Origin of the sequence: Sorangium sp. So ce185, from assembly GCF_051526825.1 — a bacterium.
Lineage (GTDB): Bacteria > Myxococcota_A > Polyangia > Polyangiales > Polyangiaceae > Sorangium > Sorangium cellulosum_D.
Window position 1 is genome coordinate 248,093 of sequence record NZ_CP150316.1, and the last position, 21,136, is coordinate 269,228.

14 protein-coding genes and 1 pseudogene are annotated in these 21,136 nt (G+C 71.4%); 10 read left to right on the plus strand and 5 right to left on the minus strand.

Going from position 1 to position 21,136, the window contains the following annotated elements:
• Positions 1-114 precede the first annotated feature (114 nt).
• The 4 genes from WMF26_RS00955 to WMF26_RS00970 are packed head-to-tail and all read left to right on the plus strand — an operon-like array spanning position 115 to position 4,656.
• Positions 115-948 carry a GNAT family N-acetyltransferase gene (locus WMF26_RS00955; protein ID WP_437998762.1) on the plus strand — a complete coding sequence of 278 codons (834 nt, stop codon included), beginning with the start codon at positions 115-117 and terminating at the stop codon, positions 946-948.
• Between the two features lie 19 nt (positions 949-967).
• Entirely contained in the window at positions 968-1,729 is a 762-nt protein-coding gene (locus WMF26_RS00960) for a hypothetical protein (RefSeq protein WP_437998763.1), read from the plus strand.
• A 22-nt stretch (positions 1,730-1,751) separates the two neighbouring features.
• The gene (locus WMF26_RS00965) at positions 1,752-3,392 is read left to right on the plus strand and encodes an amino acid adenylation domain-containing protein (protein WP_437998764.1); all 1,641 of its coding nucleotides are present in this window, start codon (positions 1,752-1,754) and stop codon (positions 3,390-3,392) included.
• Positions 3,376-4,656 (plus strand): aminotransferase class I/II-fold pyridoxal phosphate-dependent enzyme, encoded by a 1,281-nt coding sequence (locus WMF26_RS00970; RefSeq protein WP_437998765.1) that lies wholly within the window; start codon positions 3,376-3,378, stop codon positions 4,654-4,656. Before WMF26_RS00965 ends, WMF26_RS00970 begins: the two co-directional genes overlap by 17 nt.
• A 57-nt stretch (positions 4,657-4,713) precedes the next feature.
• Here the strand turns inward: WMF26_RS00970 and WMF26_RS00975 are convergent, their stop codons facing one another.
• Positions 4,714-5,694 (minus strand): SGNH/GDSL hydrolase family protein, encoded by a 981-nt coding sequence (locus tag WMF26_RS00975; RefSeq protein WP_437998766.1) that lies wholly within the window; start codon positions 5,692-5,694, stop codon positions 4,714-4,716.
• Between the two features lie 383 nt (positions 5,695-6,077).
• Here WMF26_RS00975 and WMF26_RS00980 point away from each other — a divergent pair, with 383 nt between their 5' ends.
• Together WMF26_RS00980 and WMF26_RS00985 are read left to right on the plus strand one after the other, a co-directional pair.
• Positions 6,078-6,872 (plus strand): helix-turn-helix domain-containing protein, encoded by a 795-nt coding sequence (locus WMF26_RS00980; RefSeq protein WP_437998767.1) that lies wholly within the window; start codon positions 6,078-6,080, stop codon positions 6,870-6,872.
• Between the two features lie 2 nt (positions 6,873-6,874).
• Positions 6,875-7,300, plus strand: a pseudogene (locus WMF26_RS00985) (NAD(P)H-dependent oxidoreductase); the annotation flags it as partial.
• 60 nt (positions 7,301-7,360) lie between these two features.
• Here WMF26_RS00985 and WMF26_RS00990 read toward each other — a convergent pair.
• Entirely contained in the window at positions 7,361-8,371 is a 1,011-nt protein-coding gene (locus tag WMF26_RS00990; protein ID WP_437998768.1) for a hypothetical protein, read from the minus strand.
• A 218-nt stretch (positions 8,372-8,589) separates the two neighbouring features.
• Between WMF26_RS00990 and WMF26_RS00995 the strand changes: the two genes are divergently transcribed.
• Positions 8,590-10,563, plus strand: a complete 1,974-nt coding sequence (locus WMF26_RS00995; RefSeq protein WP_437998769.1) for an FG-GAP-like repeat-containing protein — start codon at positions 8,590-8,592, stop codon at positions 10,561-10,563.
• A 187-nt stretch (positions 10,564-10,750) separates the two neighbouring features.
• Here WMF26_RS00995 and WMF26_RS01000 read toward each other — a convergent pair whose 3' ends face one another.
• A complete protein-coding gene (locus WMF26_RS01000) occupies positions 10,751-11,398 on the minus strand; it encodes a lamin tail domain-containing protein (protein ID WP_437998770.1) in 648 nt (215 codons plus the stop codon).
• Positions 11,399-11,726: 328 nt separating this feature from the next.
• On the opposite strand from WMF26_RS01000, the gene WMF26_RS01005 reads away from it, so the two are divergent.
• Both WMF26_RS01005 and WMF26_RS01010 read left to right on the plus strand, forming a co-directional pair.
• The gene (locus tag WMF26_RS01005; protein WP_437998771.1) at positions 11,727-12,887 is read left to right on the plus strand and encodes a hypothetical protein; all 1,161 of its coding nucleotides are present in this window, start codon (positions 11,727-11,729) and stop codon (positions 12,885-12,887) included.
• A gap of 68 nt (positions 12,888-12,955) precedes the next feature.
• Positions 12,956-13,396, plus strand: coding sequence for a hypothetical protein (locus tag WMF26_RS01010; RefSeq protein WP_437998772.1), 441 nt, complete (start codon positions 12,956-12,958; stop codon positions 13,394-13,396).
• A gap of 57 nt (positions 13,397-13,453) precedes the next feature.
• On the opposite strand, the gene WMF26_RS01015 is transcribed toward WMF26_RS01010, so the two are convergent.
• Together WMF26_RS01015 and WMF26_RS01020 are read right to left on the minus strand one after the other, a co-directional pair.
• A complete protein-coding gene (locus WMF26_RS01015; RefSeq protein ID WP_437998773.1) occupies positions 13,454-16,831 on the minus strand; it encodes a carbamoyltransferase N-terminal domain-containing protein in 3,378 nt (1,125 codons plus the stop codon).
• A 505-nt stretch (positions 16,832-17,336) separates the two neighbouring features.
• On the minus strand, positions 17,337-19,445 hold the full coding sequence (locus WMF26_RS01020; protein WP_437998774.1) for a radical SAM protein: 2,109 nt from the start codon (positions 19,443-19,445) through the stop codon (positions 17,337-17,339).
• A 405-nt stretch (positions 19,446-19,850) separates the two neighbouring features.
• On the opposite strand from WMF26_RS01020, the gene WMF26_RS01025 reads away from it, so the two are divergent.
• Positions 19,851-21,101, plus strand: coding sequence for a glycosyltransferase family 4 protein (locus tag WMF26_RS01025; RefSeq protein ID WP_437998775.1), 1,251 nt, complete (start codon positions 19,851-19,853; stop codon positions 21,099-21,101).
• The last annotated feature ends 35 nt before the right edge of the window (positions 21,102-21,136 follow it).

The following is a 21,136-nucleotide window of genomic DNA, read 5'->3' on the forward strand; positions in this document are numbered from 1 at the left end:
CTGGATTGCGATCGAGACATGCGCAGCTCGTAACCGCCTGGACGAGGGATCTCCTATGAACGCAGCAGGGCACCGGATCTCGGTTGGCGTCCCCGAACGGCGCGCCGGCGTGACATGAGCGCCGCCGGCACCTCGCCCCGGAGCGCCTCGATCCACCGCCTCGTCCGCGCCAACAACGCGGTCTGGGCCGCGATGTACTACGACGAGCTGGTGGACACGGACGACTACCAGCTCACGTACATGGCCGACGCCGACGCGGGCTACTACAACTGCGCCCAGGCCGTGTCGCGCTCGGGCCCCGACGTCCTCGCGGCCGTCGAGGCCTTCTACGCGGCGCGCGGCCTGCCCCCCGCCGTCTACCTCGATCCCGAGAGCGCTCCCGGTCTGCGCGCCCAGCTCGCCGCGGCGGGGTATGCCGAGATCCCGGGCGAAGCCGAGAACTGCCACCTGCTCGACCTGCGCGGTCCCGCGCCCGACGGCTCCCCGCCCGAGGCCGCGCTGCGCCTCCCGGTCGAGCGCGTGCGGGCCGTCCGGCTCGCCGGACCGGACGACCCTCTCTTTCCCGCGTTCGTCGACGTCGACGGCACGTCCAACGAGCTGCCCGACGCGGTCAGGCGCAAGCTCGCGCAGAACCTCCGCGACCGACGCCTCCCGGGCGTCGAGGTGCACTGCCTCCTCGCGCTGGTCGACGGCGTCCCGGCCTCCTCGCGCGTCGTCGGCTTCTGCGACGGCTGCGCCCTGTACGCCGAGGGCGGCACGCTCCCGGCCTACCGCCGGCTCGGGCTGTACGCGTTCCTGATGCTCCACGGCCTCGCGTTCGCGCGCGCGCGGGGCGCTCGCTTCGCGTTTCAGACGGCCGCCGCCAGCGCCCACTCGAACCCCGCGGTGCTGAAGCTGGGGTTTCAGCGGGTCTGCACCCGCTCGTACTGGCGGCGCTCGCTGGTGTAGAATCCGCCGGCGAGGCCGCATGAGCAGCATGCTTCTCGATACGACGGACGCTGCGGTCCTGCAGTTCTACGCGAGCAACGGGGGCGCGCGGATGTTCGTCGACGCGCACCTGACGCCGGCCGTCCGGGCGTACCTCGAGGCCGAGGCCCAGCCGCTCCGCGACGAGCCGGCCCTCGAGCACCTGTTCGAGATCGGCTGCGGCTACGGCCGCTACCTCCTCTGGGCGCTCGCAGAGGGGCTGCACTACGACGGGCTCGACATGGTGCCCTGGCTCGTGGAGATGGGCCGCTCCCGGCTCCGCGAGAGCGCGCCGTCGCCGCTGCGCCGCAAGCTCCACGTCGGCTCCGCCGAGGACCTCGTCGCCCTCTGGGCCGCCGAGGGCCTCGCGCCGCGGAGGGACGTCACCGTGCTCTTCTTTCCGTTCAACTGCTTCGGCAGCCTGGCGCGCCCCGAGCGCGTGGTGCGGTCGATCGCCGCGACCGGCGCGCGCGTGTTCCTCTCGGGCTTCGCGACCTCGGCCGAGGCGACGCGGCACAGGCGGGCGTACTACGCGCGGAACGGGTACGCCGCGCTCGACACCTCGGTCACCGATCGCGGCGTGCTGTTCACCTCGGCCGAGGGCCTGCGCTCGTTCGCCTACGATCGCGGCCACCTCGAGCGGATGTTCGCCTCCGCCGGATACGCCCTCGCGCGCGCCTTCGCCATCGGGCCCATCGCCGCAGGATACATGTTTCGCCCGCGCGACCTTCGCGCGCCCACCGACGTTCGCGGCGAGCGCTAGCCGCCACAAGCACGAGGGAACGATGACCTACCTGCTGCACGAGGCGCTCGCCGGCGCCTTCCGGGACCACGCGACGCGCACGGCGATCCGCGAGGAGGGCGCCGACGTGACGTATGGCGCGCTCGAGGCGCTCGCCGCCAAGGTGGCGCGGCTGCTCTCCGCCGGCGCCAACGGCGGCGCCGGGCTGTGCCGGGACGACGAGCGCCTCGTGGGGCTCTCGGCCGCCGTCACCCGCGACTCGGTCGCGGCGGCGATCGGGATCCTCTCGGCCGGCCGCGCCTACGTGCCGCTCGACGTGCAGTCCCCGCCCGCGCGGCTCGCGGAGATCATCGCCGACGCGCGGCTGCGCGTGCTGCTCGTCGATCCGGTCGCCTATCCCGACTGGGCGCAGCTCGCCCGCTGCGAGGGCGTCGAGGCGCTGGTGCTCCTCGGCGCGGAGCCGCCGGCGTCCGCCGCCGCCCCGGCGGCCGCGCGGCTCGTCGCCTGGTCCGAGGTCCTCGCGCTCCCGCCCGCGGCGCCGCCGCGGCGGCCGATCCTGTCGGACGACCTCGCCTACATCCTCTACACCTCGGGCTCGACCGGCGTGCCCAAAGGCGTGATGCTCACGCACCGCAACGCGCGGACGTTCGTCGACTGGATGGCCGCGGAGTTCGAGATCGACCGCGACGATCGCGTCGCCTCGCGCGCGCCCTTGAACTTCGACCTCTCGGTGTTCGACGTGTTCAACACGCTCGCGGCCGGCGCGACGCTCCTGATCAAGGACCGGCGCAAGGCCCGCGAGGCGGGCAAGAGCTCGACGCAGCGCCACCGCGAGTACGTCGCCATGCTGCGGGACGAGCGCGCGACGGTGCTTTACACGACGCCGTCGACGTTCGTGACCCTGCTCGAGAAGGGCGGGCTCGACGCCGCGGTGCCGCTGCGGGTGATCATGTACGCGGGCGAGCCCTTTCCGCCGGCGCTCCTGCGCAAGCTGATGGCCGCGCTGCCGCGCACGCGGGTGGCCAACATCTACGGTCCGACCGAGACCAACATCGTGACGTGTCACTGGGTCCGCGAGCCGCCCCAGGGCGACGCCCCGATCCCCATCGGGCGCGAGGTCGACGACACGGAGATCGAGGTGGTCGGCGAGGGCGGCCGGCGCTGCGCGCCGGGCGAGCCCGGCGAGCTGTGGGTGCGCGGCGGCACGGTCTGCGTCGGGTATTTCGGCAAGGACGAGCTGACCCGGGAGCGGCGGGTCGAGAGCCCCTTTCACCCGTACCCGGCCCATTTCTGGCGCACCGGGGATTACGGGCGCCGGCTGCCCGACGGCACGCTGATCTACCATGGGCGCCTGGACAACATGGTGAAGACGCGCGGCCACCGGGTCGAGCTCGGCGACGTGGAGACCGCGCTGTCCGAGCACGCCGAGCTGGCGCAGGCCGTCGTCGTGCCCATCCCGCACCCGCGCTACGGCAGCACGCTGCACGCCTTCGTGCTCGCGCGCGAGGGCGCGACCCAGGTGCGACCCGAGGACGTGATGCGCTTCCTGGAGGGGCGGCTGCCGCATTACATGCTTCCGTGGGAGATCATCGTGGTGAGCGAATTCCCTTATACGTCCACCGGCAAGGTCGACCGTCAGCTCCTCATCCGCACACGGAGCGCCAGCGATGAACAACGTATTTGACGCGATCATCCGCGAGAACCTCCAGAGCCAGCGCGCGAGCATCCAGGAGGTGATGCAGCGGAGCCGGATGTTCGACGCCGACGCCGCGCAGATCGAGGGCCGCATGATCCGCGTCGGCGAGCGCTGGATCGCGGACTTCGCGTCGTGCAATTACCTCGGCTTCGACCTGGACGAGGACATCATCGCTTCGGTCGAGCCCGCGCTCCGGGAGTGGGGCGTGCACCCGAGCTGGTGCCGCCTGGTGGCCAGCCCGCACCTCTACGCCCGCTGCGAGGAGGAGCTCGCGCGCCTCGTCGGCGCCGAGGACTTCTTGATCCTGCCCACCGTGACGCTGGTCCACGTGGGCGTGATCCCGGCGCTCATGGGCAAGGACGGGGTCATGTTCCTGGACAAGTTCGCGCACATGACGATGTACCAGGCCGCCAAGATGGCCCGCGACAGCGGCTGCAAGCTCTTGAGCTTCCCGCAGGACGATTTCGGCAGGCTCGAGGAGCACCTGCGCGCGCACCGCGCCGCCACCAAGAAGCTCATCCTGGTCGACGGGGTGTACAGCATGACGGGCAAATACGTCGACCTGCCCCGGCTCGCGGCGCTCGCCAGGGAGCACGGCGCGGCGGTCTACGTCGACGACGCGCACGGCTTCGGGGTGGTCGGCGAGCGGCCCACCGCGGAGATGCCGTATGGATTCCGCGGCAACGGCGTCGTCCGGCACCACGGCCTCGGCTACGAGTCGGACGGCATCATGTACGTCGGCGGCTTCTCGAAGGCGTTCTCGTCGTTGGCCGCCGGCGTCGCGTGCAGCAGGACGACCAAGGCCTTCCTCAAGGCGTACGCCACGCCGTACGACCTCTCCGGGCCGTGCCCGACCGCGTCGCTCGCCACCCTGCTCGCCGCGATCCACGTGAACGCGGCGCGCGGCGACGAGCTCCGACGCCGCCTCTACCGGCTGACCAGGCTCGCGGTCGACGGGCTGCGCGCGCTCGGGTTCCACGTCGACAACGACAATTACTTCCCCATCGTGAGCGTGTGGTGCGGGGACAACGAGCGGCTGATCGAGGCGTCGCGCATCCTGTTCGACGCCGGCGTGCTCCTGACCCTCGGGCCCTACCCGATGATCCCGAGGGGCAAGGAGGAGCTGCGGATCACCATCACCTCGGCCAACACCGAGGAGCAGGTGCACGAGCACCTGCTCCAGGGCTTTGCGCGCGTGCGCGACTACCTCACGCGCATCGGCGCGCCGCTGCGCCCCGCCGAGGCCGGTTGATCGACCGCGCCCCTCGACCGTGGGAGCGCGCCGCCCACCCCTCGACCCCAGGCCGGCTCACCTCAGGTAGCCTTCGATCGCCTCGTACCAGACGCGCGCCATCCGGGCGTAACCCGCCTGATTGGGGTGGACGGTGTCGCCGAGCTCGGACGTGGGGAAACCCGTGAACTGATCGGCGAAGACGATGTGCGCGCCCGCGGCGGCCCGCTCCTCGACCATCGGGGGGATGGTGGCGTTGAACGTATTGACCGCGTTCGCGCCGGCCGGCAGAGGGATGATGTTGCTCACGACGATCAGCGCGTCGGGCGCCTCGGCGATGAGCTCGTCCAGGAGAGCGGCAAGGCGGGTGTCGGCGCCGTTCGCGCCTCGCACCATGTCATTCGTGCCCGCGTGGAGCAGCACGATGTGCGGCATCTCGTTGAGCGCCGGGCTCGGCACGCGACCGGCGATCTGCTCGATGGTTTGCCCGCTGATCCCCTCGTGGTTGCGCGGGAACGTCACGCCGTCGACCATCGCGGGGCCGTTCTTCTGCTGCGTGCCGGTGAAGGTGATCTCGTGGTCGTCCTGCAAGGCCAGGCGGAAGAGCTCGACCCGGTATCCGCCGTCGAAGCCGAGACCGAAGGTGATCGAGTCCCCGAGGGGCAGGACCTTGCAGGGGCCCGTCGCGGGGCAAGGCTGGAACCCCGGATCGGGAGCGCCCCCGCCGCCGCCCGAGCCGCCGGAGGTCGCGCTCGTGGAAGAGCTCGCGCCGCCCTCGCCGGCGCTGGTCGTCGCGCCGCTCCCCGTGGTCGCCCCCCCGCCGGATCCACCGGTCCCGGTCGCGCTGCCCGCCCCGCTCGTGGTCGACGCGCCGCTTCCGCTCGCCGGAGCGCCGCCGGAAGTGGCCGTTCCAGACCCGCCCGAGCCCGCGGACGACCCGTCAGAATCGCTGGAGCAGGCCAGTGAGCCGACGAAGAGGAGGCCCGCGAGGGGAATCGCGCGGGCGAGGGCGCCGAATGCACCACGGCGGACGAGAAGCGGAGACGTCGAAGGCGACATGTGAGCAGCGCTCCCGGTCGTAGGCGACCAAGTGGTGGAAAATTATGTTTATGGCCTATATTCGGCGGGCTCGGCGCATTGCCGCACCGCCCGCGCAGCCTCTGCGAGAAGTGGCGGAAGGGTACGAGGCGCTCGCAGCGATGTCGTTCAAATTCCCGGCGAAGGTTTTCAGGATCTCGACGTGCTGGGTCCGATCCGCTCGGCGCAAGCGAGCAGAGCTGCGCGCTGGCGACGCGGCCCGCGCACGAAGGGCTTGACCGCTGTGTTCCTCGATGCCGACGATGCTCCGGGCGACCCCGAGCATGACCGCGACGCTTCCAGCAAAGTACGGAGTGGCGCTCACCGGATCGGACTGGGTGGGGCTGCCTCTGCGGATCGGGCACGTGCCCGAAAGCGGCCGGTTCGAGGCGCTCTCCAACGAATCGGATGCGGTCCTGGTCTGGACGGGAGGCCCCTCGCAGGTGCACATTTGCTTCGCGGACCCGATCTCGGGAGAGGTCCGGGAGCACTCCTTCGAGCGGCTCTCGGGCATGATGGACCTCTTGCCGCGGAGGACCAGGCTCCACAGCGTCGAGTGGCGGGGGCGGCCGTCCGTGTGCACGGCCGTGAACTTCCCCGAAGCATCGATGTTGGCCCTCTGCTCGTCTCCGTCCCCCGGCCTGGTTCCGGAGCGGGGCCCGCAGTTCGGCCTGGTCGACGCCCACGTGGTCGACCTGGTCCTCCGGCTCCAGGCGCAGGCCGAGGGGCAGGAGTACCTTGGGGCCGTGTACGTCCAGTCGCTCTCCCTGGCGCTGGCCTCCTATCTCTCGGCGCGGTACGGCGCGGGGGCGAAGGCGGAGAGCTCGCTGCGCAGCACGAGCCTCTCGATCAGCCAGCGCACCAAGATCGAGAAGTTCGTGGACAGCGAGCTCTCCTCGAACTTCGGGCTTGTCGACCTGGCGGGGATGGCGGGCTACTCGCCCGACCATTTCTCGCGCCTGTTCAAGCACGCCTTTCGCCAGACTCCCTATCAGTACGTGCTCTCGCGCCGCGTCGAGCGGGCGATGACCATGCTCCGGGACGAGCGGCTGTCCATCGCCGAGATCGCCCTGGCTTGCGGCTTCTCCAACCAGGGGCACCTCACGACGGCGTTCAAGCGCCGTACGGGGATGACGCCCGGCGCGTATCGAAAGAGGTGACGGCCGATGTCGCCGCCGAGCAGGCGCGGATCGACCGCGCGGACGCCCTCGTGCTGGTCTATCCCGTCTACTGGTGGTCGATGCCGGGGCTCCTCAAGGGGTGGATCGATCGCGTGTTCTCCAACGGCTGGGCCTTCGACTTCGGCCTGGACACCGGGCTGGTGAAGAAGCTCGGCCGCCTCCGGGTGCACCTCGTCGCCATGGCCGGCAGCGACGCGCGGCTCTACGCGCGGCACGGCTATCTCGGCGCCATGAAGACGCAGATCGATCACGGGATCTTCGATTACTGCGGCGCGCGCGTCGCGACCTCCGAGCTCCTGTTCGACGCGGAGACGCGGGATCCGGCCGCTCATCTGGCCGCCGCGCGCGCCGTCGGCCGCGATGTCTTCGAGGCCTCCAGGCGAATCGAGGCCACCGGGACGGCGTGAACGCGGAGGGCGCTGGGCCGGCGGCCTACCTACGGCGGGCGCCGGGGCCTCGGGCGCCGCTCAGGGCGCCTGGCAGGACACGCGGTGGATCGGCTCCTTTTTCCCCTCGCCGATCATCACGTAGTCCCAGCCGCCGGGCATCCACGCGATCGCCTCGGCCTGCTCCTCGTCGGCCGACGGCAGCATGCAGGGCGAGCCGGCCAGCGCCTGCGCCACCGTCTGATCCGGCGTCATCGGGTAGTAGAGCACGTGCGAGGAGGTCCGCAGCAGCACCCCCGCGCCGTCCGGGTGCACGTCGCCGCCCGTGAAGCGCGCGCTCCCGGCGGGCGGCTGGATCGAGCCCGCGTGGACGAGCGTCGCCGGCGCGCCAGCGGCGGGGAGCGCCGGCAGCTCGTAGATCTCCGAGATGCCCTTGTTGACCTTCGTCACCACGGTGAGCGCCCCGGTGGTGGGGTGAACGAGCAACGTCTCCGCGTCGTGGCTGCCGTCGGGGTACGAGATCACGAACACCTCGGCGGTCGAGGCGCGCGGCGCGCCTCCGAGCGCGTCCGGCTCTTGCACGCTGTAGACCGCGTAGCTGTCGCGCTCGCTGTCGTTGTCGCCGATGTCCGCGAGGAACAGGCAGCTGCCCCCGCCCGTGCGGCAGGGGCCGCGCGCGATGTCCTCCCAGTCGATCGCGGCCGCGCCGGCCACGTCCACCTGGGCCCGCAGCGCGCCGCCGAGCCCGATCGCGAAGAACCGGGGGTCGTCGCCGTGGTCGTTGTGCACGTAGAGCGCGTCCGGGTGCAGCGCGCTGGCGACCACGCCGGAGCACTCGTCGATGTCGCCCTCCGGGAGCGCGCCGACCCGCGCCACCCCGGCGCAACGAGGGCAGCCCGTGACCCGCACCTCCGGAGGCGGCGGATCCGAGGCTCCGCAGCCCGAAAGGAGCAGCGAGAGCGCGAGCGCTGGCGCCGCCGCGCGCCGCGCCAGCGCCCCTCTTGCAGGGCCGCCGCGCGGGCGGGGCGCCCGGAGCGGGCGCGGCGGCAGCAACGGGGCGCGGAGGATGTCGGTCGCGGGCATCGATGACATGAGGTTCCCTGTGGGGTGATATTCTCGCATACTTCGCTGCCGCGCGACGCGGCGCAATCGACGCCTGACCGGGAGGAGCCGCCGGGGGCGAGGCGGTCGGCCCGCGCCCGCGCGAGCCGACGTCACGAGGCAGCGCACAGCACGAACCCGGCGGGGAGCACGAGCTCGTCAGCCCTGCGTCCCGCAAGGCCCGAGGTCCCCATGGTAGGCTGGCTTTCATGAGATGGATTGCTTTCATCATCGCCGGCTTGCTCCCCCTGAGCTTGCCGAGCGTGTCGTTTGCCGCCGCGTGCGACTCGGTCTTCTTCGCGTCGAGCGCCACCGAGCTCGACCTTCCTCCCGGGGGGGAGAGGGTGCTCTTTGCGGACATGGACGGGAACGGCGCCTACGACTGGCTCGTGAGCCGTCCCTTCGAGCTCACGCTCCAGCTTCGCAACCGCGACGGCTCGCTGCTCACCAGCACGACGTACACGCACGACGTGGACCGCGAGCGGTCCATGCGGCAGTTCGCGGTCGCCGATGTCACCGGCGATGGCCAGCTCGATGTCGTTGTCAGGGACACCCAGCGCGTGTTCGTCCTCCAGCAGACGTCGGGCAACCTGACGCACCTCGGATACCTCGATATCACGCCGAGCGATCCCGCATCGCAGCTGCTGCTCGCCGCCGGGAATTTCCTTAGCCCGAGCCAAGCGGACATCGTCGTCGAGACGGCCCCGGGCGAGATGCAGCTGTTCCACGCGTCGGAGGGAGTGTTCCGCGCAATCCACACGCTGACCGACGTCGCCGCGCTCGATGAGTTCGTCACGCGCACGACCGAGATGGTCGCGCGGGACGTCGATGACGATGGTCTACAGGACTTGCTGTATCCGGCCGCGGGCGGCGTCGCCATCGCCCAGCGGACCGCCTCGGGGAGCTTCCAGCCCGTACATCGGCTGGCGATGGACGGAGGCTACCAGCTCGGGGCGTTCGGCGACTTCGACGGCAACGGTCTCCAGGATGTGGCCGTGATCGCGAGGGAGGAGGTTGCACCGGCGGACTACAAAATGCTGCTCCATACATGGCTCCAGGCGCCCGCGGGGACCTTCACCCCGCTGGAGCCCGAGGAGAGGGCTCGCGGCAGCGGCCGGATGCTCACGGCCGATCTCTCGGGGGACGGCGCAGACGAGCTGGTCGTCGGCTCGTTCATCGGGCAGCTCGTCGAGCGGCAATGGACGTTCACCGAGCGCAATCGGTCGGAGTACGCGCCGGAAGCGCTGCTCGACCTGACGGGCGACGGGTTGCTCGATCTCGTCAACTCCACCTATTACGAACCCTCCGTGGCCCCCGGCGTGCGGACCGATCTCGCGATCGAGATCGTGGACGCGCCCGCGCTCGTCAGGTCAGGCGACGACCCCCGGCTGATGCTGTCGGTGACGAACCGGAGCTCAACACCGTCGCAGGGCATGACCCTCTCCGCAGACGGTGGAGAGAGCGGCCAGGTCAAGCTGAGCTGCGGCGTCCCTGGCGAATGTTCCGTACCCGGGCTCGGCGCCGGGGAGAGCAGGCAATTCGTGGCGACCCTCAACGTGGGGGAGGGCGAGCACGTGGACCTGAGCGTCTCGGTGTGCAGCCGTCTGGTCGACGCCGACGCGAGCAACAACGGCGCGACGCTGCGGATCCCCATCGACAACGAGGTGCGCGCCGACCTGCACGGCGACGTGAGCATCGTGATCGAGGACTCGGACATCATGCTCATCGAGCACGTGAGGAACGACGGTCCCTCGACGGCGACCCGCGTGCGCCTGGAGCAGGATCTGCCCGAGGGCATGGTCGGTGTCACCTGGACGTCGGACGAGGGGGTGGACTGCGCCGTGCAAGCGGGCAAGCTGTCTTGCGAGGTCGCGGAGATGCCGAAGTTCAATGGCTGGTCCATCACCGTGCGTGGCAAGCTCGATTATCGAGGGCAGCGGGTCGAGACGTGGGCGACCGTCACCAGCGACGCAAAGGACCCGGACGAGAGCAACAACAGGTTCGGTCGCGTCATACCGGAAGGCTTCCTCGGCGGGGTTCCGCGCACGCCGCCGGACGGTGATGGCTCGAGCGGCTGCGGCTGCCGCCTCGTGGCGTCCCCGTCCAGCGCCCCGCCCCAGGCCCTCTGGCTCGCGCTCGCGGCCGCCGCGGCCCTCGGGCTGCGGCGGATCCGCCGCAGCTGACGCCGCTCTCGCCGCTCCCTCCTGCGGCAGGTCTGGTAGCCCGATGCGGCGACGCAGGCGCGCCAACGGCGGATGAGCCGCCGAGCATCGCTGGCCGCGGACCGGACGCGGAGGTCCGCCCGCGCGAGGCCGCCGAGGAGCGGCGCAGAGGTCCGGCCATCGCTGGCCGGCCCTCCGGCGGGCGGCGCTAGGGCGCCGCGTTCGCCTCCCCCGGGGTCGGCGCGGTGACGGCGCCCTCGCCGGTCAGATCGGGCAGCCTGCCCCACGTCTCGCCGTCCGCCGCCGCCTCGATCGGATACTCGAGCTGGGCGAGCACCTGGTCGTTCGCCGAGATGAGGTGGACGGTCTCGCCCCTGGAGGCGCTGACCTTCCAGGTCGCATAGAAGCAGCTGCTCGGGCCGCCGTCCGGCAGACACGTGGTGTGGGGCCCGGGGCCGGCCTCGGCGGCCTGATCGCCGAGGACGAGCAGGTATGCCCCCGGGGCGAGCTGCGTGCCCTCGGGGAACCTGAGCGCGTCGGCCGTGTTGCACGCCCCGCTGTCGTCGGAGTCGCAGAGGCCGAGCCCGCTGAGATCGGCCGACCCCGGGCCCGGGTTGCCGAGCTCGATCCAGTCGCCGCCCTTGGCCGAGATCTCGTTCACCACGACGGTCGTCGACGTGGGCCCGCCGCCGGTCCCCGTCCCCGTTCCCCCTGACCCGCCGCCGCCGGAGCCGGAGCCGCTCGTGGCCCCGCTGGTGCCGCTCGAGGCCTGGGACGACGTGGCCGTCGTGGTGGCGTCCCCCGGCTCGTCGCTCGAACCGCAGCCTCCCGCGCAGAGCGCGGCAAGACAAAGCATGATGAATCGACCTTGTGCCATCGCGATGTTCTCCTCGGCGCACAGCACACGGCGGCCCCGGCGGTGCGTCAATGGGGCGGCGCGCGCGCGGCTCCCGGCCGCGGGTCCTCCTGCGCGTTCCAGCGCCGCGCTCGAGTCGGCGGGATCACCAGCGCGGCCGCGCTGCGCCGTCGCGGCGCAGCGCCGGTGGACGCGCCCGGCGCGCCATCGGCTCAGGGGGCAGCGCCGCGGAGGTGGGGTACCATGCCCGGCGCCGTGGTGCGGCGAGAGCGGTCCGAGAGCGGTCCACGCCGCTGCCAGCATGCTCTCTCGGGGTGAGGAGGACCAGATGCGACGATCGCTGGAGCTGATGTTGTGCCTGTCGATGGTGACCGCGCTCGAGGCCTGCGCGGACGACTCGAGCGGAGGGGAGGGGACGACCGGCACGGGAGGCGCCGGAGCGGCGAGCGCGTCGGGCAGCGGCGCGGGCGGCGCCGGCGCGGGATCGCCCGCGCACGAGGGCGGCGGCCCGGCGGCGGGCAACCCCGACGGGAGCTGCGCCGTGCCGGCCGAGGCGCGGGCCGCCGACACCTCGTCCCCGACCACGGTGATCGGCGACGGCACGCCGGAGAGCTGCACCTCGGAGGCCGTCGTCAGCGGCGTCGCGGCCGGCGGCATCATCACCTTCGACTGCGGCCCCGACCCGATCACCATCACGCTCGAGGAGACCGCGAAGATCTTCAACGACACCGGCCCCGAGATCGTGATCGACGGCGGGGGGCTCGTGACGCTGAGCGGCGGCGGAAAGCGGCGCATCCTCTACATGAACACCTGCGACGAGGCGCAGGTGTGGACGACGCCGAGCTGCGACAACCAGGATCACCCGCGGCTGACCGTCCAGAACCTCACCTTCATCGAGGGCGACTCGACCGACGATGACGACGAGGGCGGCGGCGCCATCTTCGCGCAGGGCGGGCGCCTGAAGGTCGTCAACGCGCGCTTCTTCAACAACGCGTGCGACGCCACCGGCCCCGACGTCGGCGGCGCCGGGATCCGCGCCTTCATGCAATACAACGGTCTGCCGGTCTACGTGGTGAACAGCACCTTCGGCGGCGCCGAGGGCTACGGCAACGCGTGCGCGAACGGCGGCGGCATCAGCAGCATCGGCGTCTCGTGGACGGTCGTGAACAGCCTGTTCTCCCACAACCGCGCGATCGGGAACGGCGGCAACCCCGCCATGGCGGGGACGCCGGGCGGCGGCAGCGGCGGGGCCATCTACAACGACGGCGACACGATGACGCTCACGCTCTGCGGGACCCGGATCGAGCGGAACGAGGTGAACGCCCACGGGAGCGCGATCTTCTTCGTGAGCAACGACCACACGGGGAACATCGTCATCGATCGATCGGTGATCACCGAGAACATCGGCGGATCGTGGTACCCGACCTACCCGCAGATCTCGAACCACGACGACACGCCGATCGCGGTGACGGACTCGGTCATCCAGTGAGCCCCGCGGCCCGCGCGCGGACCGCTTCTCCGGCGGCGTCCGGTGCCTTGATGCACTATGCTGAAGGCATGCCCCTCAGCGACGACGTCCCCGAGTGGAAGGCGCTGCGAGACACCCTGCGCGATCTGGTCGCCCGCGCTGGGGCCGCCGCGGCGGCCGTGATCGACGAATCGAACAACATCTGGTGTGCCTGGCCGGTCGCGTCGACGGTCCCTCCGCTCGCCGCGCGCTTCGCCGAGCGGGAGCTCGCCGGACGTCCGGGGCCACCCCTCCGCCGAGGCGGGCGGCTCCGCGTCGCTCATCCCGCTGGGTCTCCTGACGATTCGTACATGGCGGAGTCGTTCGGAGGCATCTACGTGCTGGTGCTGTGGTTCAATGGCCCGTTCGACCCCGACTTCCAGCGGGCTCGCCTGCGGCGCGAGCTCCCCCGGATCGAGGCGCTGACGGTCGCGCTGCCGCCTCCGGACGGCCCGGACGCGACCGAGGGCGCCGCGAAACAGCGCGCCTGACGCGCCGCCCGCCGACCGGGCGCCTGGCCGAGCGAGGCCGGTTCGACGCCCGCGCGCTCAGAACATCACGTACATGGTGTCGGACACGACCTCCCGCTGCGCGCGGTGAGGCACGCGGCCGACGATGCGAACGCCCTTTGCGATGACGGGGGCCAGGGCGCGCGCGAGCTCGGGTGAGCTCCAGCCGCTCGTGATCGCGCGCCCGAAGGCGTCCGGCTGCGCCGGGCGCCTCTCCAGGACGCGCGGATAGGTGGTCGCGGGGTCGATCCGCTCCCACCGGCCATCCGTCGGAGAGAGCGTGGCCGCCCCTGCCTCGGCGAGCCCTCCCGTGATGTCCACGAGCGCAGGCAGGAAGTCGCGGTCGAAGAGGCGCTCGAGCGGCCGTGTCAGCTGCTCGGGCGCCGGAGCCCCGACGGACGCCCACTCGTCGTACGCGCCGCCCTCCTCCGGCCACGGCGGCTGCTGCTCCTTGAGGAACAGATGATCCTCGATGAAGAGGGCGTCCATGTCGGTCCGCATGAAGCAGCGGTAGGCGTCGTAGGGCGTATTGACGATCGGCTCGCCGCGCACGTTGAACGACGTGTTGACGATCACCGGGCAACCCGTCTTGTCGGCGAACGCGTCGATCACGGCGCGGTAGGTGGGGTGCGCCTCGCGGGTCACGGTCTGCACCCTGGCGGAATAGTCGACGTGGGTCACCGCCGGCACATCGCTGCGGGGCGCCCGGACGACCTCGAGCAGATCCTCGGAGCTGCCGCGGGAGAACGGCTTGCGCTTGTCCTCCACGAGCGGCGCGACGAGCAACATGAACGGGCTCTCGCCCGCGCAGTCGAAGTACTCGCTGGCTCGCTCGGCCAGAACCGACGGCGCGAACGGTCGAAACGACTCGCGGTACTTGATCTTCCGGTTGAGCGTGACCTGCATCTCGCTGCTGCGCGCGTCGCCCAGGATCGAGCGCGCGCCGAGCGCGCGCGGGCCGAACTCTGCGCGCCCGCTGAAATGCCCGACGACCCGACCCGAGGCCAGGAGCTCGGCGACGCGGGCAGCCCGGCTGGACGGCTCGAGGCGCTCGCACGGGAGGCCGTGGGTCTGCGCGAAGGCCTCGACCTCGCTGGGCGAGAACGCCGGCCCGAGATAGGAGCCGCGCTGCGCGGAGCCGGGCGAGCTCGCGGGGCGCCGAGGCTGTCCGAAGTAGCTGTGGTACGCGTCGAGCGCCGCCCCGAGCGCGCCCCCCGCGTCCCCGGCGGCGGGCTGGATCCAGATCTCGTCGAACGGCCCTTCCCGCAAGATGCGCCCGTTGGCCACGCAGTTGAGCGCCACCCCGCCGGCCATGCACAGCTTGGAGGCCGAGGTCAGACGATGCGCGTGCGCCGCCATCTTGAGGACCGCCTCCTCGATCACGACCTGCACGGAGCGAGCCAGATCCATCTCTCGGCGCGTGATGCGCGCGGCGGGGTCCCTCGCCGGCCCGTCGAAGAGCGCCGCGAACCTCGCGTTCGTGATGGTGTCCTCCCCGAAGAAGGTGAAGTACTGAAGGTTCAGGCGCATCGAGCCGTCGTCACGGATCTCGACCAGATTTTGAAGGATCCTGTCGACGTAGCGCGGCTCGCCGTAGGGGGCCAGGCCCATCATCTTGTATTCGCCGCTGTTCACCTTGAAGCCGGTGAACTGCGTGAAGGCGGAGTAGAGCAGCCCGAGCGAGTGGGGGAACCGCATCTCCTGAAGGAGGCGCAGCTCGGAGCCTCTGCCGAGGCCGATGCTCGCGGTGCTCCACTCGCCGACCCCGTCGATGGTCAGGATCGCCGCCTCCTCGAACGGGGACGGGAAGAACGCGCTCGCGGCGTGCGAGCGGTGGTGCAGGTTCTCCAGCACGAGGCCTCTGTAGGCGAGCTCGTGCTCCAGCACCTCGGCGATCCGGAGCTTGGTCGACAGCCATGACGGGAGCATGGCCGCCCACGGGTCCCGCGCGGATCGGCCGGCCGCCGCGGCGCTCGAGAGGACGCGCTCGAAGGCGAGCGCGCTGTCATCGTAGTAGGCGATCGCGGCCAGATCCGTGAGGTCGACGCTCGCCTCCTCCAGACAGAAGTTGATGGCCTGGCGCGGGAAGCCTCGGTCGTTCTTGACCCGTGAAAACCGCTCTTCCTCGGCGGCCGCCACCACCTCGCCGTCGCGCACGATGCACGCCGCGGAATCATGGTAGAAGCAGGAGATGCCGAGGATGTACTTCTCGCGCGGGCGGGCGTGCCGCGGCTGCGCGACGGCGCCTCCGGCCGCCGGCGCGCTCCGCGCCGGGGCTGGCGCGCTCCGCGCCGGGAGCAGGCCACGATCCTGGATGTGCCGCGCGAGGACCCTCGCGACCTGCTCGTGACCTTCCGGGCTGAAGTGCGGGTCGATGGGGAACGAGATGCGCTTGCGCTCGTCGAACGGGAGCCGCGCCAGCTCCCCGAGCAGGTCGAGGTGCTCGCAGCCGAGATCGCGCGCCGCGTCGGCGAAGAAGGCCTGATAGCTCGCCGCGCTCGGGATCTGGCAATAGTAGCGGACCGGGATCGGCATCAGGAGGACCGGACGAGGCCGCGCGGCCTCGACGAACCTGGCGATGATGGCTCGCAGGAGCCTGGACCCGTCCGACGTCGGCTGATCGTAGTGCGCCGAGCAGGGGCGAAAGCCGAGCATCCGCTGTATCCACGGCCGGAATGGCCTGATGTCGTCCCACGACCGCGGCGCGGCGAATCGAACGAGCTGATCGAACAGGGGCTGCCCCTGCAGCCGCTCCATCACGTCCGAGGCCGCCCGCGTGATGGGGGTCATGTTCGCCGGCTCGACGGGGGCGCCGCGCAGCTGGCTGTACAGCATGGCCAGCCCGGGCATGCTGGGGAAGTGGTGCTCCCACGCCAGCCCCGCGTCCGGCCTGTCTCGCGGCACCGGCTGATGGCGAACCGCGAGCTCGCCATCGACGAGCTCGAAATAGGGCTTTGGCACCAGGAGCTTGCGTCCGGTGGCGCTGTCGACCGAAACGCGGTGCGTCGAGAGCACGCGCTCGACGTTGTCGATGTACACGGCGAGGACGATCAGGTCGGCCTCGACCCCGGCGGCGAGCTCCTCGAGGATGAGGGTCTGTTGGTCCGTGCCCGACCCGGAGAGCCCGTAGTTGTAGACCTCCGCGGAGAGGAGGCGGCCGAGGTGCTCGGTGTACCGCTCGTGGTTTTCGCAGCCGTCGCCGGCGGTCATCGAGTCCCCGAACACGAGTATCCGCGGCTTGCCCTGCCGCTGCGGCGCGTAGTCGACATCGGAGCGGAAGCCCTGCGCGTTGGTGCGGACCAGATAGCCGCCGCGTTCATGCGGGATGCGCGCCTTCTGGTTGGGGACGTACAGGTGGCCGATCCGAGGGTGATACGAGACGAGCATCCGGTGGGTCTGTTGAGCGAGAAGAAACATGGCCTTGCCCTTCGGGGTGCTGGTACCTGTGCTGGCGCTGGCGTTGCCCGGCTCGTGCTGCGGCCCTGCTGGAGGCGAAGGAATCGTGCTGATCCGCTCGCCGCGGGCGGCGTGGTGGACGTAGGCGCTCCCCGCGCCAGACGCCTCCGATGCGCGGGCGGGTCGCGACATTCACGGACGGCGGCAGCGGGTGACCGGCGGGCCGAGCGGGGCTCGGGGCGTCCGCTCCTGCGCCCGGTCGGCTGCCGAGGTCATGATTCGCGCGTGTCCCATATAGTGGAATATTGTCCGTTATAGCGGAATATGCGGGCGGCCCCTGATCATCGCCGTGGTTCGATCTGGAACACGTCCCAGGCCGGCGTGTGGTTGTTCTCCTCCGGGACCTGCGACGTCGGCGTCGCCCGGCGAGATCACGGGGTAATGGTTCGGATACGCCGGATCGCTCGCGCCCGGCAGCGGCGACACGAAGCCGCGATTCAGAGGCGAGCGCGCGAGCGACAGCGTGCTACTTCGTCCGCGCGGCCTTCTGCGCCCGCGCGAGGTCGTCCTCCAGGCGCGCGATCACGGCGACGATGCGGTCACGCGGCGCGGCGTCGAGCCACATCTCCAGCCCGTGGCTGCGCGCGAAGTCGACGAGCGCGGGCAATACGCGACCCGGCTCGGCGGTGCTCACCGTGGCGAAGGGGTGGCTCCACCCCGTGTCGGTCGCGAGCTCGTCCTCCGCGGTCAGATAAGGCCGCAACGCCACCTTGAGCGCCGCGGGCGTCATGCACGCCGTATTCTCCTGGGAACGCCGCTGGAACGTGGCGGAGAGCCGGACCGGGCCGCCATCCATCCACTCCGCGGCTCCGCCGGCGCGCTGGATCTGGAAGCCGTAGCGCGTCGGGATCCGCGCCGACGTGGCGATGAGGTAGCGGTCCGCGATCACCGCCCTGCCGTCGAGCGAGTCGGCCACGGAGGCGGCCTTTGCGGCGTCCGGGAACGAGGCCCAGAGTCGCGCGCGGTCGGCGCTCGGGGGGCGGGCGGCGAGCCATTGAGGCCAGCGGGCGTCACCGGGGAGCGGGGCCAGCTCGGCGGCCAGATGGGCGCCGTGCCGCTCGGCGATCGCCGCGAGCTGCGCGATGGTGCCGTGGAGCGCTCCCAGATCCGGCGCCCCGGCGGAGAGCGACACGTGGCGGACCGGGACGGGGCCGTACAGGTCGAGGCCGCGCCTCTCGAGGACGGCGACGTCGTCCACCGCCAGCGCGATCTCCGCCGCCTCCAGCGAGGCCGCGTCCTCGAACCGCAGGCCCGCCACGATCTCCACCGGATCGTGCTCGTGGACGCCGGAATACACCGCTCGTCCGCCCCGCTTCCACAGGAGCGCTCGCAGCGAAGGGAAGTCGTCGTCCGCGGCCATGCCGGTGTGCACCATCACGCTCCCCCCGACGCGCGCGATCGAGTCCGGCGCCACCTCTCCGCCCTCCAGGCGGATCCCCTCGCGCTCTAGGAGCGATAGCCACTCTTTCCCGAACGGCTCGCCCGGCGTCCATCCCGGCAAGAGATCGTCGATGTAGCGGCGGGCGTCGTCGAGCTCCTCGAAGCGCCCGACGAGCACGCAGTCGCCGCTGTTGTTGCCGGAGAACCCCTGCCAGATGCGGATACCGTCGGAGAGCGGCGGCTTGCGCCGCGCGGGCCGGGCGCAGCCCGGGAGCGGCGCGGGCCCGAGGAGCCGCGCGCGCTCGGCAGACCAGGCGGCGAGCACGTCGTCCGCCGACCGGACCGGCGCCCCCCGCTTCTGGAACGAACAGGCCTTGAGCGTGCGATCCGAGGTGATCGTCACGAAGTCGAGCCCGGCCCCACAATCGCCGTCCACCCCCTCGAAGAGGCGCGGCACGGGCTCCAGCCGGTCCCCGAAGCAGACCGAGAGCCGCGCGCGAACAGGGCTGTCCGCGATGATCTCGGCGAGGCGCCGCTCGCCCTCCGGGCCGAGGTGGTTGTCCGGGTCGAGCCCTACATACCGCAGCAGCGCCACGTCGCGGCACCCGAGCTGGGCGAGCCGCTCGAGGAGCGCAGGCAGCGAGGGGAGCAGCGCGGGCGTCGCGAGCACGTTCACGCCGAACGTCACGCCCGCGGCCGCGAGCAGCTCCAGCCGGTCCTCCCAGGGCGTGTCTCGGTACACCGAGACGCGGATCTCCCCGACGTGCGGCGCGAGCGCGCGGAGCCTCCGCTCCGTGAGCAGCGTGCCGTTCGTGGTGAAATGGAGAGCGAGCGCGGTCCGTTCGGCGAGGCGCGCCAAGAGCTCGTCGAAGCCGGCGAATGCGAGGGGCTCTCCTCCGCCGAACGCCACCTCGAGGAGGCCGCGGCGCGCGAGGCCCGAGAGCACGTCGAACGCCCCGTCCACCGTCCACTCGCTCCCCGCTTCCAGGTCCCGCGAGCAGAACGAGCACGCGAGGTTGCACCGGTTGGTGATGCCGAACAGCGCGACGCGCGGGGCCCGCCGCGTCAACCGGCGCGTCTCGGCGCCGTCCCAGCGCACGTTCGTCCCCGTCCGCGGGTGGAACCAGAGGAGCGCCCCGTCGAGCGCGTGGGGCCGGAGCTCATCGCGTGACGGCAGGCGGATCGCGTCTTCCATGGCGCGAAGGATACTCCGTTTTGCAGATTTGTGTACGACCGGGGCGCACGCCTCGTCAGCGCACCGGCCTCGATGAGCCGCATTCGTTCCAGTCGTGATCAAGCGCGCTCGCGACGGCGCGGCAACTCTATCCTTTCCTATTGACCGTGGAGCGGGTACCGTTCAAGAATTAGCGGCACTCGCGGACGCTGGGCTCTTTGCGTGCCTCGTTCGCCCTCGTGCGTTCGAACAAACCATGTCGCTCGGCGTTCGAGCTCGTCTGTTCTGGGTGACAGGCGAGCCACCCCGTACGCAACGTACGTGGTCGCCTCGGCAGGCGCGGCCGGAGCACGCGGCTCTTCACGAAAGGTACGAGAACTCCCGTCGAGGTGCCTGTCGCCTCGGACGGCCGGAACGGAGGGGCGCATGAGGCGGCTGCGCGTCTTGCTCATCACCAAGGTCTTTCCCAATGCGATGCAACCGGAAGAGGCGCCGTTCAACCGGCACCAGTTCGCCGCTCTGTCGCGGTATTGCGACGTGGAGGTCCTGGCGACGATCCCCTGGTTCCCCGGCGCCGCGCGGTTCTCGAAGTGGCCGATCGCCACGGGAGCGCCACGAGAGGAGGTGATCGACGGGCTGCCGGTCAGGCACCCGCGCTTCCTCTACGTCCCTCGAATCGCGCAGGGGTTGAACGGCGCCCTGTACGCCGGCTCCCTCGTCCCGGAGGTCGCCCTGCGATGCACTACGCCAGACGTCATCGTCGGGGCGTTCGCGTACCCGGACGGCTGCGCGGCCGTGTGCCTCGGCCGGCTCTTGCGGATCCCGACGGTCATCAAGGTGCATGGCACGGACATCGACGTCTTGCCGAGCCGGCGCGCGGTGGCGCGATCGCTGCGCTGGGGGCTCCAGCGCGCGGCGAAGATCGTGGCCGTCAGCCACGAGCTCGCCGCTGGGGTCGAGGCGCTCGGCGTCCCGCGCGAGCGTATCGATGTCGTCATGAACGGCGTTCACGCGCACGTTTTCCGCCCGCAGGACCGCGTTGATGCGCGGCGTCGCCTCGGTCGCGCCCCGGAGCGCCGGACGATCCTCTTCGTCGGACAGCTCGTCCGAGACAAGGGCATCTTCGAGTTGATCGAGGTCTTCCAGGGTCTCGCCTCCGCGCACGCGGATCTGGATCTCGTGCTCGTGGGCGACGGCGCCGAGATGAAGGCGTGCAGAGCGGCAGCCGAACGGCTCGGGGGCCGGCTCACGGTGATCGGCGCTCGCCCGCACCACGAGATCGCCGACTGGATGGCGGCCTGTGACGTGCTGGCGCTGCCGAGCCGCCATGAAGGCACCCCGAACGTCGTGATCGAGGCGCTCGCGAGCGGGAGGCGCGTGGTGGCGACGAGCGTCGGCGGGATCCCCGGCCTCCTCCACAGCGAGGCGCTCGGAGAGCTCGTCCCGCCGAAGGACCAGGCGGCGCTGGCCGCGGCGCTCGCGCGCGCCGCCTACGAGCCCTATGACGCGGCGCGGGTCGCCGCCATCTCTGGCTGGCGCGACTGGGACCATAGCGCGCGGAGGCTGTGTGAGGTGCTCGAGAGCGTCGCGCGTCCGCGCCGCGAGCAGAGCGCGCCTGCGCGCGAAGACGACCAGGACTCTGCCTCCCGCTCGCACCTCTCAGGAGCCGTGCTGTAGCGCGCGCCGGGCGCCTCGCGCCGGCAGCAGCCGCG

What these genes read in the sequence shown, in the direction of transcription:
- WMF26_RS00995 (WP_437998769.1), top strand. Translation starts at nt 8,590, where the DNA reads ATGAGATGGATTGCTTTCATCATCGCCGGCTTGCTCCCCCTGAGCTTG.
- WMF26_RS01000 (WP_437998770.1), bottom strand. Translation starts at nt 11,398, where the DNA reads ATGCTTTGTCTTGCCGCGCTCTGCGCGGGAGGCTGCGGTTCGAGCGAC.
- WMF26_RS01025 (WP_437998775.1), top strand. Translation starts at nt 19,851, where the DNA reads ATGAGGCGGCTGCGCGTCTTGCTCATCACCAAGGTCTTTCCCAATGCG.
- WMF26_RS00975 (WP_437998766.1), bottom strand. Translation starts at nt 5,694, where the DNA reads ATGTCGCCTTCGACGTCTCCGCTTCTCGTCCGCCGTGGTGCATTCGGC.
- WMF26_RS00955 (WP_437998762.1), top strand. Translation starts at nt 115, where the DNA reads ATGAGCGCCGCCGGCACCTCGCCCCGGAGCGCCTCGATCCACCGCCTC.
- WMF26_RS00965 (WP_437998764.1), top strand. Translation starts at nt 1,752, where the DNA reads ATGACCTACCTGCTGCACGAGGCGCTCGCCGGCGCCTTCCGGGACCAC.
- WMF26_RS01005 (WP_437998771.1), top strand. Translation starts at nt 11,727, where the DNA reads ATGCGACGATCGCTGGAGCTGATGTTGTGCCTGTCGATGGTGACCGCG.
- WMF26_RS01015 (WP_437998773.1), bottom strand. Translation starts at nt 16,831, where the DNA reads ATGTTTCTTCTCGCTCAACAGACCCACCGGATGCTCGTCTCGTATCAC.
- WMF26_RS00990 (WP_437998768.1), bottom strand. Translation starts at nt 8,371, where the DNA reads ATGTCATCGATGCCCGCGACCGACATCCTCCGCGCCCCGTTGCTGCCG.
- WMF26_RS00970 (WP_437998765.1), top strand. Translation starts at nt 3,376, where the DNA reads ATGAACAACGTATTTGACGCGATCATCCGCGAGAACCTCCAGAGCCAG.
- WMF26_RS01010 (WP_437998772.1), top strand. Translation starts at nt 12,956, where the DNA reads ATGCCCCTCAGCGACGACGTCCCCGAGTGGAAGGCGCTGCGAGACACC.
- WMF26_RS01020 (WP_437998774.1), bottom strand. Translation starts at nt 19,445, where the DNA reads ATGGAAGACGCGATCCGCCTGCCGTCACGCGATGAGCTCCGGCCCCAC.
- WMF26_RS00960 (WP_437998763.1), top strand. Translation starts at nt 968, where the DNA reads ATGAGCAGCATGCTTCTCGATACGACGGACGCTGCGGTCCTGCAGTTC.